Annotated in this window: 12 protein-coding genes; 7 read left to right on the top strand and 5 right to left on the bottom strand. The window is 69.8% G+C overall.

Going from position 1 to position 14,900, the window contains the following annotated elements; translation table 11 throughout:
• Positions 1-177: 177 nt before the first annotated feature.
• Both NDI76_RS08060 and NDI76_RS08055 read right to left on the bottom strand, forming a co-directional pair.
• A complete protein-coding gene (locus NDI76_RS08060) occupies positions 178-1,980 on the bottom strand; it encodes a bacterio-opsin activator domain-containing protein (RefSeq protein WP_310923486.1) in 1,803 nt (600 codons plus the stop codon).
• A gap of 107 nt (positions 1,981-2,087) precedes the next feature.
• Positions 2,088-4,436, bottom strand: a complete 2,349-nt coding sequence (locus NDI76_RS08055) for a PAS domain S-box protein (protein ID WP_310923485.1) — start codon at positions 4,434-4,436, stop codon at positions 2,088-2,090.
• A 230-nt stretch (positions 4,437-4,666) separates the two neighbouring features.
• On the opposite strand from NDI76_RS08055, the gene NDI76_RS08050 reads away from it, so the two are divergent.
• The 3 genes from NDI76_RS08050 (at position 4,667) to NDI76_RS08040 (ending at position 6,978) form a co-directional block, all read left to right on the top strand.
• Positions 4,667-4,828 carry a DUF7563 family protein gene (locus NDI76_RS08050; protein WP_310923484.1) on the top strand — a complete coding sequence of 54 codons (162 nt, stop codon included), beginning with the start codon at positions 4,667-4,669 and terminating at the stop codon, positions 4,826-4,828.
• A gap of 44 nt (positions 4,829-4,872) precedes the next feature.
• Complete coding sequence (locus NDI76_RS08045) at positions 4,873-5,124, top strand: UPF0058 family protein (RefSeq protein ID WP_310923483.1); 252 nt, start codon at positions 4,873-4,875, stop codon at positions 5,122-5,124.
• Between the two features lie 111 nt (positions 5,125-5,235).
• Positions 5,236-6,978, top strand: a complete 1,743-nt coding sequence (locus tag NDI76_RS08040; protein WP_310923481.1) for a MutS-related protein — start codon at positions 5,236-5,238, stop codon at positions 6,976-6,978.
• A 1-nt stretch (position 6,979) separates the two neighbouring features.
• Here the strand turns inward: NDI76_RS08040 and NDI76_RS08035 are convergent, their stop codons facing one another.
• Positions 6,980-7,222 (bottom strand): DUF7511 domain-containing protein, encoded by a 243-nt coding sequence (locus NDI76_RS08035; protein WP_310923480.1) that lies wholly within the window; start codon positions 7,220-7,222, stop codon positions 6,980-6,982.
• 187 nt (positions 7,223-7,409) lie between these two features.
• Between NDI76_RS08035 and NDI76_RS08030 the strand changes: the two genes are divergently transcribed.
• Both NDI76_RS08030 and NDI76_RS08025 read left to right on the top strand, forming a co-directional pair.
• Complete coding sequence (locus NDI76_RS08030; protein WP_310923479.1) at positions 7,410-8,819, top strand: CRTAC1 family protein; 1,410 nt, start codon at positions 7,410-7,412, stop codon at positions 8,817-8,819.
• A 92-nt stretch (positions 8,820-8,911) separates the two neighbouring features.
• A complete protein-coding gene (locus tag NDI76_RS08025; protein ID WP_310923478.1) occupies positions 8,912-9,094 on the top strand; it encodes a DUF7576 family protein in 183 nt (60 codons plus the stop codon).
• 6 nt (positions 9,095-9,100) lie between these two features.
• Here NDI76_RS08025 and NDI76_RS08020 read toward each other — a convergent pair whose 3' ends face one another.
• Together NDI76_RS08020 and NDI76_RS08015 are read right to left on the bottom strand one after the other, a co-directional pair.
• Positions 9,101-11,500 carry an ATP-dependent DNA helicase gene (locus NDI76_RS08020; RefSeq protein ID WP_310923477.1) on the bottom strand — a complete coding sequence of 800 codons (2,400 nt, stop codon included), beginning with the start codon at positions 11,498-11,500 and terminating at the stop codon, positions 9,101-9,103.
• An 88-nt stretch (positions 11,501-11,588) separates the two neighbouring features.
• Positions 11,589-12,770: an MFS transporter gene (locus NDI76_RS08015; RefSeq protein ID WP_310923476.1), complete on the bottom strand. Its 1,182-nt coding sequence runs from the start codon at positions 12,768-12,770 to the stop codon at positions 11,589-11,591.
• A 168-nt stretch (positions 12,771-12,938) separates the two neighbouring features.
• Here NDI76_RS08015 and NDI76_RS08010 point away from each other — a divergent pair, with 168 nt between their 5' ends.
• Both NDI76_RS08010 and moaC read left to right on the top strand, forming a co-directional pair.
• The gene (locus tag NDI76_RS08010) at positions 12,939-14,372 is read left to right on the top strand and encodes an NAD(P)H-hydrate dehydratase (RefSeq protein WP_310923475.1); all 1,434 of its coding nucleotides are present in this window, start codon (positions 12,939-12,941) and stop codon (positions 14,370-14,372) included.
• The gene (gene moaC / locus NDI76_RS08005) at positions 14,369-14,872 is read left to right on the top strand and encodes a cyclic pyranopterin monophosphate synthase MoaC (RefSeq protein WP_310923474.1); all 504 of its coding nucleotides are present in this window, start codon (positions 14,369-14,371) and stop codon (positions 14,870-14,872) included. Before NDI76_RS08010 ends, moaC begins: the two co-directional genes overlap by 4 nt.
• Positions 14,873-14,900: the final 28 nt, after the last annotated feature.

Below are 14,900 nucleotides of genomic sequence, written 5' to 3'. Positions count from 1 at the left end.
CTGCGATTGCGATTCCGATTTCCCCCCACGACGGTGCCCCCGCCGTCGAACCCGACCCACCGCGGATGTGTGGTGGCCCTGATTCCTCCCCGCTCTCACAACCGAGGAGCGACGCTGCTCGGTTTCGACGCGGCTACGCGAGCTGATACGTGCGGCAGAAAGGGCGGCGTTTCGCGGTCAGTTGTTCGTCACGCGGCGTTTCTCGGTCGTCGCCGACTCCGCCGTCTCCTCGAAGAACGCTTCCATCAGTTTCCGCTCGCCCGAGCGGAGGTGCTCGTGGAACGTCGGCGCGGAGATACCGAGCGACTCGGCCACCTCCTCGGCGGTGCTCCCGCGCGGCCAGTCGAAGTAGCCCGAGACGAACGCCGTCTCCAGGACGTCGTGCTGTCTGCTCGTGAGTTTGTCCTCCAGTTCGCGCTTGAACGTCTCCGTCGACTGGACGGACTGTTCGACTTCGCGCTTGGCGACGACTTCGACGGCCGGGAACGCGGAGCGGACCGTGTCGCTCAGGACGCGGAGGTCCGCGTCGGGCGAGACGGTGACGGCCAGCGACCCCTCGCCGTTCGTCGCGGTGAGCGTGTTGACGCTGGCGCCGAACTCGATGAGCGGGCCGAGCACCGTCGACCCCGTGCCCGTGATGCGTACCTCGAACATGGACTCCTCGGGACCGTCGGTGATGGTGCGGGCGTTCTCGACCGACTCGTGGGTGGTGAAATACTCAAGTACCGCCTCGGCGTCGGCGTCCGCGGTGCTCAGATAGCAGGAGATGCCGCCGTCCGCGGCGGGCGAGAACCCCTGGAGCGTGACGCGACAGCCGAGGGTCGCCGAGAGGTCGACGAACAGGTCGTCTCTGTCCTCGTGGGAGAACTCCAGTTCGACCGCGGTGTCGCTGTAGAGAAGGCGCTTCGACTCGGCGGCGTTGATACCGTGGCCGATGGTCGCGCCGAGTTCCTCGAACACCGTCCGGTCGTCCTCGCCGAGCGACTCCGCTCGGTCGGTGTAGACGACGAGCGCGCCGTAGGCGGTGTCGCGGTACGCGACGGGGACGATGACGGCCGAGAGCGTCTCGCGGTCGAGTCCCGACGGGACCGTCTCGTCCGATTCGAACACCGCCGCGAAGTGCTCGGCGCTCACCTCGTCGACCAACTGGACCTGTCGCTCCTGCAGGGCCGTGCGGACGACAGGCGTGACCGCCTCCGCCGTGCCGTTGAGTCGCGGCGGCGCGACGCCCGCGGAGGTGCGGCAGGTGACCGCGTTCACGGCGTCGCTGTAGCGGGCGACCCACGCGGCGGTGTAGGCGTCGAACGACGCCAGCGACTCGCAGACGGTCTCCTCTATCTCCTCGCGGGTCGTCGCGTCGACGAGCGCCCGGTCGACCTCCCGGAGCAGGTCGTTGATGTGGTGCAGTCGGTCGAGTTGTCGCTGGCGCTTTTCGATCTCGTCGGCCTGACCGCGGCGGACCGCCTCGACCTGCTCGCGGAGTTCGCTCAGAACCTCCGGGTCGCGCAGGTCGTCGACGTCGCGCGTTTCGAGGGCCGATTCGGTCGATTCGAGCGCGAAGAACTCCCGCACCTCCTCGTCGAAGTCCGACCGGACGACGAGTTCGTCGACGGCCTCGCGGACGTCCGTCTTCGTCACGGGTTTGACGAGGTAGTCGTCGAACGGCATGTCGACGATGTCGGTGTCGGGTTCGACTGCGGTCATCATCGCCACGTGGCAGTCGAGGCCGCGGTCGCGGAGGGCTTCGAGGACGTCGTCGCCCGAGACGTTGGGCATCCGACGGTCGAGGAGGACCACGTCGACCGTCTCGTCGACTTGGTCCAACGCGGCCTCGCCGCCGTACGCGACGCGGACGTCGTAGTCGTCCCGGAGCCAGTATTCGCAGGTGTCCGCCAAGTCCTCGTCGTCGTCGACGACCAAGACGACGGGCGTCGCTGAGCGACCGTCCTTCTCCTCACCCAGCGAACGTTCGGTGGACATGCTGATAGCTTTTCGAACTGCCCCCACAGATATATATCTGGCCCCTCGTCGGTCGAATTTATCCACCGGGGGACACTAACGAACAGAAAGAACGTCCCGGTCTCGGTTCACACTGTTTGGAGCACGATGGTGAAGATGGCGCCGGTGGGGTCGTTGTCGCTCACGTCGATGGTGCCGCCGTAACTGTCGACGAGTTCCTTCACGAGGTAGAGTCCGAACCCGCTGCCGGGCGTCGCGAGTCCTTCGACGCCTTTCTCGACGATGTGGCGCTTCTCCTCGTCGGGAACGCCGGGGCCGTTGTCCTCGATTCGGACGGCGACCATGCCGTCGGTGCACTCCTCGACGTCGACGACGATGCGCGGGACGGCCTTGTCGTTGTGTTGGACGGCGTTCGTGAGGACGTTCTCGAACACCTGGGGTAACAGGTCGTCGGCGAGGACGTCGACGTCTGGGATGGGTCGCTCCGTCGAGATGACGACGTTCTCGTTGTCGTCGTCGATGCGTTCGAGTTCGCGTACGAGCGTCTTCCCGAGGGGATGTGCCTCCAGTTCGTGCGCCTCGCTGTGGACGATGGCCTTGGTGAACGAGCGCATCGTCTCCACGAGGTCGACCATCTCCTCGATGCGGCCGCGCACCGTCGAGAGATGCGTCCGCCCCGGTTCGTCGACGAAGTCCTCCAGAATCTCCGCCCGCGCGCTGACGACGTTGAGACCGTTGAGGAGGTTGTGCCGGAGGATGCGGTTCATGAACTCCAGTCGCTCGCGCTCCTGTCTGAGTTCGCGTTCGCGCTGTTTGCGCTCGGTGATGTCGCGCCCCTCGGGGACCAAGAGGACGACTTCGCCCATCTCGTCGGTGACGGGCGTGATGGAGAAATCGAGGACGAGTTCCGCGCCCGTCCGCGGGTCCGCCCCGGTGGCCTCGTAACGGACGAACTCGCCCGCGGCGGCCCATCTAATGGCGTCTTTCAGTCCGGCGGTGGTGTCCTCGCTGGCGTCCCACCAGGGCGCCTCCCAGAAGCGCTTGCCGATGAGTTCCTCGCGGTCGGCGCCCGCGAACTCCGTGGCGGCGTCGTTCACCTTCACCACCGTCCCGTCGGGGTCCATCAGCCCCATGAACTGGAAGGTTCGGTTGAACACGGCGTCAAGGCGGCGTTCGCGGCGCTTCCGGTCGGTCATGTCGCGGACGACTTTCACGAACCCCCGGCAGGCGCCGCCGTCGTCGGTCAGTGCGGTGAGCGTCACCAGCGCCCAAAAGCGCGTGCCGTCCTTGCGGACGCGCCACCCCTCGTCCTTGACCTGTCCCTCCGTGCGCGCCTGTTCGAGCAACTCGGCGGGGTAGCCGTCCTCGGCGTCCTCGGGGTAGAAAATGGAGAAGTGCTTGCCGAGCACCTCCGACTCCTCGTAGCCCTTTATCTCCTCGGCGCCGCGGTTCCAACTGGCGACGTGGCCGTCGGGGTCCAGACGGAAGATGGCGTACTCCTCGACGTCCTTGACGAACGTGCTGAACTCCTCGCGCCGGCGCTTCAGTTCGCGCTCCTCTCGCCTCCGCTCGACGGTGTCGACGGCGTGGGCGACGGCGTCGCCGAGTTGTTGGAGCGGGTCTTTCGGCCCGTCTTCGTCGCCGAACGCCCCCTCGCGCTCGGAGTACAGAGAGAGGGCGCCGTAGTTCGACCCGCGGTATTCGAGGGGAACGCAGGCACAGGATTTGAACCCGCGTTCGAGGGCTGCCTCGCGCCACGGTCCCCACATGTCGTCCGCCTCGACGTTCGCCGTTATCTGCACCTCGTTCCGCCTGACCGCCCGGCCCACCGGTCCCTGGCCGGTCGCCTTCTCGGCGTCGGCGGAGAACGACGACTCCGAGAGGTACCCGTGCTCCGCGCCGGCCCACGCCGACGGCACGATGGTGTCGCCGTCGATGCGGCCGATCCACGCGAACGTCAGCGGCGTCGTCTCGACTAGCCGACTGCACACCAACTGCTCGACGTGCTCCCGCGAGATGGCGTCCTCGCTGGCGCTGCTCACCTCGGTGATGACCTGCGTGAACGTCTCCAGGATGTCGAGGCGGTCCCGCTGGCGTTCGAGACGCTCCTCGCGGCGCCGCCGGTCGGTCACGTCGTTGAAGTAGACCGTGACGCCCTCTTCGGCGGGGTAGATGTCGGCCTCGAACCACTTCTGCAGGGGGGCGTAGTAGTCGGTGAACGTCGTCGGCTCCCCCTCGGCGCACGCGCGCTCGCACTCCCGGAGGAACCGCGAACCCTCCGCGTCCGGAAACGCCTCGGTGACCGCCGCGCCGACCAACTCCGCTCGCTCCCGGCCCAACAGCGTCGCCGCCTTCCCGTTCAGGTAGGTGAACCGGTCGTCGGCGTCGACGGTGAACACCGCGTCCGAGACGCGTTCGAGGTGCTCGCGCACCCCCGTCTCGAACTCGCCCGCCGACCGTCTCGTAGAGTCCTCCATGGTTGTCGTAGCGCCCCGCGAACCTCGCCGCCGGGGGTTATTGCTTGTATGATGTTCTCGGCCGAAACTTATACCCTTTCCCAACTCGCTCGCCGTCCCCTAACCACGTAGGAAGGCGAGTTAGGAGCGCTCCGGGGGTCTCGACACACGAAGTATGTCCGAGCGAACCCCGGTCTCCGACGAATCGACCGCCCCGAAGCAGGCCCCGGCCCCCGCCGAGGTGACGCGGGATGCCTGAGTGCCGCAACTGCGAGTCGTTCGTGACGCGAGACTACGTCCGGGTGTTCGCCCCCGACGGCGCCGACGACCCGCGCGTCTGCCCCCACTGCGAGGACAAACTGCGCGACGGCGGCGACGTCCGCGAGGCGCGGGCGAAGCGCGTCTCCTCCTGACACGGGCGGGAAACTTACCCGCCCCGAGCCCCTAGGTTGCTCGGATGAAGAAGAACGAACTGGTCCACCTGCACGCCCTCCTGACGTGCGTGGCCGAGGATTTCGCCGGTCGCGGGGTCGTCGAATCCGAGGCGTTCGCGGAGTACCGCGCGCTCGGCATCTCCGCCCGGTCGCTGCGCGCCTCGCGGGAGGACCACCAGACGGCCGTCCGCCTCCTCGCCGAGACGCTCTCGGCCGCGGCGGCCGAGGACGCCGACCACGGGACTCCCGGCGACACGCACCTCTCGCCCCGATAACCGCCGCTCCGACCCGGAGCGGTCCGGGCGCGGTCGCCGTCGGTCGCCGCCGAGCGGAATCCGCCGACGGAGACGAGGAACCTACAAGGCCGGCCGCGCCCAGTTCTCGGTATGCGACTGCAGGACTACTGGGGGGTCGGCCCGAAGACGAGCGAGCGTCTCCGCGAGTCGCTCGGCGTCGAACGGGCCGTCGAGGCCATCGAGGGTGCCGACATCAGGACGCTCGCCGACGCGGGACTGCCCCGCGGGCGGGCCGTCCGCATCCTCCGACGCGCGAACGGCGCCGCCGGCATGGACGCCCTCGGGACGCGAGACGTCCACGAGGTGTACGACGAACTGTTGACGCTCGCCGGCGAGTACGCCGTCACCGAGCACGCGGCCGACCGCATCCGCGTGCTGACGCCGCTGGATAGCGTCGAGGACCGCGAGGACCGATTAGACGACGTGCTCGACGCGCGCGAGGCGTGGGAGTCGCTCGACGGCGACGCCCGCGAGGCCGTGCTCGACGCCTTCGCGCGCTACGACGACGCGGGCGGCTCCGACCGGGCGGCCGTCGAGGCGGCCCTCTCGCTCCGCGAGGCGGGGCTTCGGGGGGCCACGTTCGCGGCCCTCGACGGCATCGACGACGACGCCCTCCGCGAGGCCGCGGGCGCCCTCGGCTACGTCGAGGACGACGGCTCCGTCTCGGCGGGCGCCGACGAGGAACTCGACCGCCTGCGCGACCGCCTCGATTCGGTCAGAGAACTGGAGAGCGGCGCCCTCGACGCCCTCGAATCCGTCCGCTCGCGCGGCGTTCGTAGCTTGGACGAGTTCCGCTCGGCGTTCGTCGAGTACGTCACCGAGGAGACGGACCTCCGGCGCGGGCGCGTCGAGTCGGCGACGACCGACGACGCCTACGACGAGGCCGACTTCGCCTCCGCGACGCTCAGAAACCTCGTCGCGGCACTGGAGGCCGACGCCGAGGCCAGAGAGGAGTCCGTCGCCGCTGACCTCCGCGCCGACGTGGAAACCGCTCGCGAGGACGTCGACGCCGCCGTCACGGCCGTCTCCGACATCGCCTTCGAACTCTCCTTGGGTCGGTTCGCCGCCGAACACGACCTCGTCCGGCCGCGACTCGTCGACGACGGACTGGCGGTTCGGAGCGCGCGCAACCTCACGCTCTCCGGGGACGTCGACCCCGTCTCCTACGCCGTCGGCACGCACGGACTGACGGGCGGCGACCCCGACTCGACGCCGCCGTCGGGCGACCGGGTGGCCGTGCTGACCGGCGCGAACTCCGGCGGGAAGACGACGCTCCTCGAAACACTCTGTCAGGTGGCGCTGCTCGCGTCGATGGGGCTGCCGGTACCCGCCGAGGAGGCCGAAGTCGGCGCGTTCGACACCATCGTCTTCCACCGCCGGCACGCCAGTTTCAACGCGGGCGTGCTCGAATCCACGCTGAAGTCCATCGTCCCGCCGCTCTCCTCCGGCGGCCGGACCCTCATGTTGGTCGACGAGTTCGAGGCCATCACCGAACCCGGACGGGCGGCGGACCTACTGGAGGGGTTGGTGTCGCTTACGGTTCGGCAGGACGCGCTCGGGGTGTACGTGACGCACCTCGCGGACGAACTGAGCCCGCTCCCCGACCAGGCGCGCATCGACGGCATCTTCGCGGAGGGGCTGACCGAGGAGTTGGCGCTCGAAGTGGACTACCAGCCGCGGTTCGGCACCGTCGGCAAGTCGACGCCGGAGTTCATCGTCTCGCGACTGGTCGCCAACGCCCGCGACCGGTCGGAGCGACAGGGGTTCGAAGCGCTGGCGGCCGCCGTCGGCGAGGAGGCGGTCCAGCGGACGCTCTCGGACGCGGTCCGATAGCTCAGCGCATCTCCCCGAGGTCGACGAAGGCGTCGAAGTCCGCCGATAGCCACGCCTCGACGCGTTCGAGACAGCGGTTCCGCCGGGGGTACACCGTACACCGGTCGGGGTCGTCTTCGTAGGTGACGACCACGCTGTGAAGCTCGAACTTCCGGCCGTCGACGTCGACCGAACGGTCGACGTCGGCGCCGGTGATGTCCCGCGCCTCTGGCGTTCCGTCGGGGCCGGCGGATGGGTCGGACATGGGCGCTTCGTTCGAAGAACGCTCCTCCAGCCTACATAACCTCTACTAACTCCGCTCGACAGTTCACGTTTCGGAAATATAGATTCTCGAAAGACAGTCTTTGAACCGTTTCGGTCGGTCCGGTCCGGTCGGCGCACCGCGCCGTCTCGGACGGGACGCTTTTCGGCGTCGGCCGTCGAGAGGGGGTATGTTCGAGGACCGCTCCGGTCGCCTCCCCGACCGGCGACCACTCAAGGGGTACGGCGCGGCCGTCACGACGGGACCGGGCGGTCCCCGCCTGTTCATCGGGGGATACGGCACCGACAACCGGGTGCTGGCGGCCGGCGACGACGGACTCGCGGACGTGACGCCGGACCCACTCAGAGACCCCCACGGGCACGCCTTCGGCGTTGTCGCGGCCGACGTCGACGCCGACGGCGACGAGGAGGTGTACGTCCACAACAGCGACGCCTACGGCGGCATCTCGACGGAGCAGGACCGCCTGTTCGACCGGACGGCGGTCGGGTGGCGGGACCTGTTCGGTCTCCCGGTCAACGCCGGCCGGGAGAACGTCCGTGCCGGGCGGTCCGTCGCGGCCGTCGACCGACTCGGCACCGGCCGCTACGGTCTCCTCTTGGCCTGCTACGGCGCGCCGATGCGCTTCTACGAACTCGGCGACGACGGCGAGGTGACCGACATGGCCGAGGACGTCGGCGTCGACTTCCTCACCGGCGGTCGGTCGCTGGTCGCCGGCCCCATCGTCACCGACCGGACGGACGTGTTCGTCGGCAACGAACGCGGACCGAACTACCTTCTCCGCAACGACGGCGGCCGCTTCACCGACGTCGCCGACGAGTTGGCCCTCGACGCGCCGGCCGAACACGCCCGCGGCGTCGCCCTCGTCGACCCCGACGGCGACGGCGCGTTCGACCTCGTGGTCGGCAACTGGGAGGGGCCGAACCGCCTCTTCGAGCGTCGGACCGGCGGAGAAGGGAACGGGAGCGACGGCGACCCGACGTTCGTCGACGTCGCCCCCGCCGAGTGGGCCGAACCCACGCGGACGCGGACCGTCCTCGCGGCCGACTTCGACAACGACGGCGCCCCCGAGGTGTTCGTCAACGCGATGGGCGCGCCGAACCGACTCCTCCGGTACCGAGACGGCGCGTGGGTCGCTTCCGACCCCGGCGCGGCGTCGGAACCGCGCGGTCTCGGCACCGGCGCGACGGTGTGCGACGTCGACGGCGACGGGACGCTAGAACTGCTCGTCGTCCACGGCGAAATCGGGCCGCAACCGCTGTCGCTGTACGCCGCGCCGAACGACAACGGGTGGCTCCGCGTCCGGCCGCTGACCGAACACGGCGCGCCCGCGCGCAACGCCGTCGTGACGCTCCGAACCGACCGCGGAACGCAGACGCGACTCGTCGACGGCGGGTCGGGCTACCTCTGCCAGACCGAACCAGTCGCGCACTTCGGCCTCGGCGGCGACACCGCCGCGGCGGCGGTACCGGAGGCGGTCCGGGTCCGCTGGCCCGGCGGGCGCGAACGCGGCGTCGACGTCGGCGAGGGGGACGCGGAGACGGAACTCGCGGTCGAGCACCCGGCGAACCGCGGCGCGTGACTCGGATTAGACCCACCGCGCCGCACCGCGCCGAGGCAAGTTCCGCCACCTCGGTCGGAGTGAAGTGCGTCCGGCCGTTCTCTCCGCGAAAGATGGTAGACCCGACTTCTAGTCTCGGGGAGGACGTCGACGAATCCGACGCTCCCGCCTGCGCGAACTGCGACGAACCGATACTCCAGTCGCCCACGCACCGCGTCGTCACCTGGGTTGAGGACGGCACTGTCCGGCATCGCCACTTCTGTTCGGAGGCGTGCCGCGAGAAGTTCGGGGGGTAGCGACGCTCACTCGACGGACGACCAGAATCGGTCGACGCCGAATCGGAGCATATCCGTGCTGACCGGCGAGAACTCCGCTCTTTCCTCTTCGGGGAAGTACTCCCGAACGCCGTTCCACGAATCGCGGGCGTAGCGCGCGTCGACGAAGGCGCGGACGCCAACCTCCTCGGGGCCGCGGATGACGCGGCCGACGGCCTGTCTGGCCTTCCGGACCGCCGGGACGGTGAGAGCCGCCTCGAATCCGCTTCGAGACGTTCCGCCTCGCATGCTCCCGCTCGCTCCGCTCGCGGGACCGTCCCCGAACTCCCGGTCGTACGCCGTCTTCACCGCCCGCGTGCGCGGACTCGACGTGTTGATGATGGGGACGCCGCAGACGACGGCCGCGGCGAGTCGGTCGCCGCGGTAGTCGACGCCTTCGGTCAGGGTCCCGCGCAGACTCGTCACGAGCACCTTCTCCTCGCCGCCGAAGAAGTCGGCCTTCAGGCGTTCGGTCGCGCCGTCGTCGGACGCCTCGTCGAGGAGGACGGTCTTCGACAGTCTGGACTCTAACTCGCCCCCCATCCACTCCGCCTCGGCGTAACTCGGCATCCCGACGAGGACGTTTCCCGGCGACCGGGCTATCTCGGCGCAGGCATCGACGTGCGCGCGCCGCGTCGGATTCTCCTCGCCCGGCGGGCCGCGGTTCTCGTAGGTGAACTTCGGCGCATCGACGGCGAACGACGCCCGGTTCTCCTCGGGGAAGGCGAGTCCGTACGTCCGTTCGACCACCGGACGGTCGTCGGCTTCGAGGGCGTTCAGCCCCGTCACCTCGCGGAAGACGTCGAGGGGGGCGAGCGTCGCCGACATGAGGACGCCGCCGCCGAACTCGCCCAGTCGCTCGGCGATGGCGTCGCCGGGGACGCAGTTGTGCAGGGCGAGGTGCGCGTTGTACGCCCGGCGCCAGGAGTCCGCCCGTTCGGTCTCGTCCCACGTCCGGTCGAGTTCTATCTCGCGGAAGTAGCCCGTGTGGTCCGCGCGCGCCCAGTTCGCCAGCGTCCGCCCGACGGCCGGCGCGGCGCGGCGCGCGTCCTCCTCCTCGGCGCTGTTCAGTACGCGGGCGACGACGGCGCCGACGGACTCCGCGCGCACCCACGTCCCCTCGTCGTACCCGTTCTCGCCGGCCCATGCGGTCAGTTCGTCCTCGGCGGGTTCTTCCGGGTCGCGGAGCGGAATCTCGTCGTCGTCGAGTCGGGTGAGGTCGGCGCGCCAGTCCGGCAGTTCCCCATCTAGATGCGCCGTCACGCGCCGGTCGAGTTCCTCGCGCAGGTCCCGAACGAACTCGCGCGTCTCCTTCAGTTCGCGGAGCGTCACGTCGCTCTCTTCGAGTTCGCCGCGGACGAGGTCTGCGTCCTCGCTCTCCCGTCCGTCGCCGTCGAACTCGACGGGTTGAATCACGCGCGTCAGTTCGTTCTCGGCGTCGCGCAGGGTGGCGTCGCCCACGCCGTCGCTGACGAGTTCGCGGACGCGCGGTTCGAGCATGTGCGCCTCGTCGCAGACGACGAACGTCGACTCGTCGAGGAGGGCGCCCGTGAACGACCCCACCGTCGTCGGGTCGAACGCGTGGTAGTAATTCCCGACGACGACTTCGACGTGCGGCAGGACCGCGCCCATGACCGAGTGCGGGCAGGTGCCGTACCCGGCCGACAGGCGCACGAGTTCCTCGGTGTCGATGAGACCCAACTCGGTCACGTCGAACGGGACGGCCTCTATCGGGTCGCCCTCTTCTGGTAGGTCGTCGAGGAACGTCGCGTAGAAGGGGCAGTACTCGGTGTCCTCGTACTCCGACGTTTCGGGAAGGTACGGCGTCGGTTCGCCGGCGGTTTCGAGGTAGTCGGGGCCGCCGGTCGCCCCCGAGTCGAGGAGACCCGTCTGCGCCGCGCGCGCCTCCTCGACGAGTTTCCCGGTGGAGGCGAGGCCACCGTCCCCGACCAGGTTTCGCGTCCGCTCTCTGAGTCCCTCGCAGCGGTCGTACACCGTCGAGTCGTCGATGCCGGCGACGTTCTCTCTGCTGTAGGGGCAGACGTCCGCCTTCCCCACGAGCGTCAGCGCCGAGACCGGGTTCCAGTCGTCGGGCAGGTTCGCGTTGACGGTCCGCAGGTCCTCCTCGAACTGCCTGAGTTGCTGTTTCACGCTCGTCAGCACGAGCACCCGTTCGTAGTCGGAGTCGGGGTCGCGGACCCGGTCGATGCCGGCCGTGAGCGCGAGCATCGTCTTGCCCGTCCCGCACGCCCCCTCGACGACGAGGAAGCCGCCGTCCTCGGCGGCGTCGACGGCGGCGTCGATGCCGTCGGCTTGCTCGGGGTAGGGTTCGGGGTGGCCGAAGACGGCCTGCCAGTTCACGCGCCTCACTCGCGTCGCGGCGGTCATAGGGATGTCGGTGCTGGGCCCGCGCTCGTATTTGAACGTTCGCGGGACGGGCGCGGCGACCGGTCACGAGACGGGCGCCGCCGCGAGGTCACTGAACGACGGCGCGGCGCTTCGTCCCCGGAATCCGCCCGAGCGCGTACAGCGCGACGAGCGCCGCGACGACGCCCGCGAGGCCGAACGCGAACGCGCGGAACACGTCGTCGAAGGCGTAGCCCGCCTCGGTGAGGACGCCGACGACGCCGCTCCCGTTGGCCTCGATGAGCAGGGAGGCGCCGCTGAAGACGGCGTAGGCGCTGCTGCGCACCTCCGCGGGGAGCGTGCCGAGCAGCCACGTATCGAGCGCGGGAAACATGCTGTGGATGGTGTAGCCGATGGCGGCGGTGACGGCGAACACCGGGAGGAAGCCGGTGACCTCCGTCAGGGCGAACAGCGAGGCGACGTAGGCGGCGAGCACGGTCAGGAGGTAGGGGACGGTCGGAAAGCGGTCCGCGAGGCGGCCCGAGAGCCAGAACGCGGGGACGCCCGCTGCGAAGACGACGGTGAGCATCGTGCTCGCCTGCGTCGTCGAGAACGACTTCGCGGTCACGAGGTAGGTGACGTAGAAGTTGAACAGGCCCTGCCAGACGAACCCGGCGGTGGCTATCATCAGCAGTCCGACGCCCATGAGTCGCCAGTAGCGCAGGGCGCCGACGAAGTCCCGGTCGGCGCTTCGCTCGACGACGGCGTCGCTGTCGCGGGCGGTGTAGGCGAGGACGGCGGTGACGGCGGCCGAAAGGACGGCGAGGAGCCAGAACGTCGCGCGCCAGTCGGCGACGGTCACGAACGCGACGACGACGGGCGCGGCGACGACGGCGGCGAGTTGGGCGGCGGTACCGTGGACACCGATGGCGCGCCCCACGGCGTCGGGGTAGAGTTCGCCGACGAGGGGGACGGCGGCCACGAAGTACGCCCCGGAGGCGAGACCGATTCCCAACGCCCCGACCTGCACCGCCAGAATCGACGGCGCGAGGGCGGTGAACGCGGCCGACAGCGAGAGCAGCGCCCCCGTCGCGAGGACGACGCGGTGGCGGGCGACGCGCGTGAGGAGGTAGCCGACGGGGATGCGCGGGACCGCCGTCCCCATCCAGACGAGCGTCGTCACCACCCCCACCGTCGCCGGACCGACGCCGAACTGCGTCTGGAACGTCTCGACGAGGGGCGCGAACGCCGTCCGACCGAGGTTGACGAGAAAGACCAACCCGCAGAGCGTGCCGAACAGTCGTGTGGTCACGCCGGTCGATTCGGCCACCGGGGTGAGGAAGCTACCGGAAGGGGCCAACGGGGAGGGGGCGAGGACCGGCCGACCGCGCGCCTTCGAGCGAGGCCGAACTATCGGGCAACCGGACCGCCCGACGACCGGGCCACCTCTTTTACCACGGCACCGAACCAACGCTCGCGTATGATTTCGAGCGACCGTATGGCAGCGGTGGACGAGAACAGCGAAGCGCTCGGCGTCCCGCGGAAGCAACTGATGGAGTCGAGCGGGAACGCCGTCGCCCGCGCGGTCCGCGACCTCGCGGACCCCGGCGCGAGCGTCGTTATCGTCGCCGGGCGCGGCAACAACGGCGGCGACGCGTTCGTCGCGGCGCGCTTCCTCGACGAATACGACGTGTCGGTCCGCCTGCTCGGCCGCCCCGGGAGCATCTCGACCGACATCGCCCGCGAGAACTGGGACGCCCTCCAGTCCGCGGAGTACGACGCCGAGGCGGTGACGGACTCGAAGGACCTCTCTCTCGGCGACCCGGACGTCGTCGTCGACGCAATGCTCGGAACGGGCGTCACCGGCGCCCTCCGCGAACCCGAGGCGACCGCGGCGGAGGCGATGAACGACCTCGACGCCACCGTCGTCGCCGTCGACGTGCCCTCCGGCGTGAACGCCGACACCGGCGAGGCCGAGGGCGTCGCCGTCGACGCCGACCGGGTCGTCACGTTCCACGACGACAAGCCCGGCCTCCCGGACCTCGACTGCGAGGTGACCGTCGCGGACATCGGTATCCCCCCGGCCGCAGAGGCGTTCGTCGGCCCCGGCGACCTGCGTTCGGTCCGCGAGGGCGTCCGCGGCGGCGACTCGCGCGTGTTCGTCATCGGCGGCGGCCCCTACACCGGTGCGCCCGCCCTCTCCGGACAGTCCTCGCTCCGGGCCGGCGCGGACCTCACGTTCGTCGCCGCGCCGTCGAAGGTGTCCGGGCAGATACAGGGGTACGCCGAGGACCTCATCGTGCAGGATTACGAGGGGGACCACCTGACGCCCGACCAGGTCGACGGCCTCGTGGAGACGGCCCACGACTACGACGACGTGGTCGTCCTCGGCCCCGGTCTCGGCAACGACGACGAGACGCTGGAGGCGGCCAAAGAGTTCCTCGAACAGTTCGAGGGGAAGGCCGTGGTCGACGCGGACGCCCTCGCCGTCGTCTCCGAGGTGGACACCGACGCGACGCTGGTCTGCACGCCGAACCGCAAGGAACTGGCGACGATGGGCGGGCCGGACGTCGACGGACCGCTCCGCGACGCCCGCGAGGAGATAGAGTCATTCGCGGCCGACCTCGGCCACGTCGTCGTCGCCAAGGCGGCCGAGGATGTCGTCTCGGACGGCGAGCGCACGCGACTCGTCCGCGCGGGCACCCCGGCGATGACCGTCGGCGGCACCGGCGACATCCTCGCCGGTATCGTCGCGGGCCTCCTCGGCACGCAGGACCCCTTCGACGCGGCCTGCGCCGGCCCGTTCGTCAACGGCCGCGCGGCCGAACTCCTCGACGACGAACGCGCCGGCGGCCTCCTCGCGTCGGACCTCCTGCAGACCATCCCGCGGGCGATTCGGGGTGAGGAGGAGTGAGCGACCCGGACGGCGGACCCGACGACGAGTCGGACCTGACCCACGTCGACGACGACGGCGACGCGCAGATGGTGAACGTCGGCGAGAAGCCGGACAGCCGCCGCCGCGCCGTCGCGCGCGGGACGATTCACCTGACGGAGCCGACCGTCGGGGCGATTCACGCCGACGAGATAGGCAAGGGCGACGTGCTGTCGACCGCCAGAATCGGCGCGATTCAGGCCGTCAAGCACACCTGGGAGACCATCCCGATGTGCCACCAGATACCCATCACGAACGTCGACACCGAGTTCGAGGTGGGCGACGAGAGCGTGACGCTGTCCGTCGCCGTCGAGACGACGGGGAAGACGGGCTGTGAGATAGAGGCCTTGGAGGGCGTCACCACTGGGTTGAACGTCGTCTGGGACATGGTGAAAGCGGCCGAGAAGGACGCCGAGGGTCAGTACCCGGAGACGCGTCTCTCCGATGTGCAGGTGGTGGAGAAGGAGAAGCGGACGGGCTGAGTCGGGGGTACCGACCCGCACGTCGGCC

It is taken from the genome of Halogeometricum sp. S1BR25-6 (assembly GCF_031624495.1).
In the GTDB taxonomy this organism is placed as follows: Archaea; Halobacteriota; Halobacteria; order Halobacteriales; family Haloferacaceae; genus Halogeometricum; species Halogeometricum salsisoli.
This window is presented reverse-complemented; position numbering and strand designations above follow the sequence as displayed.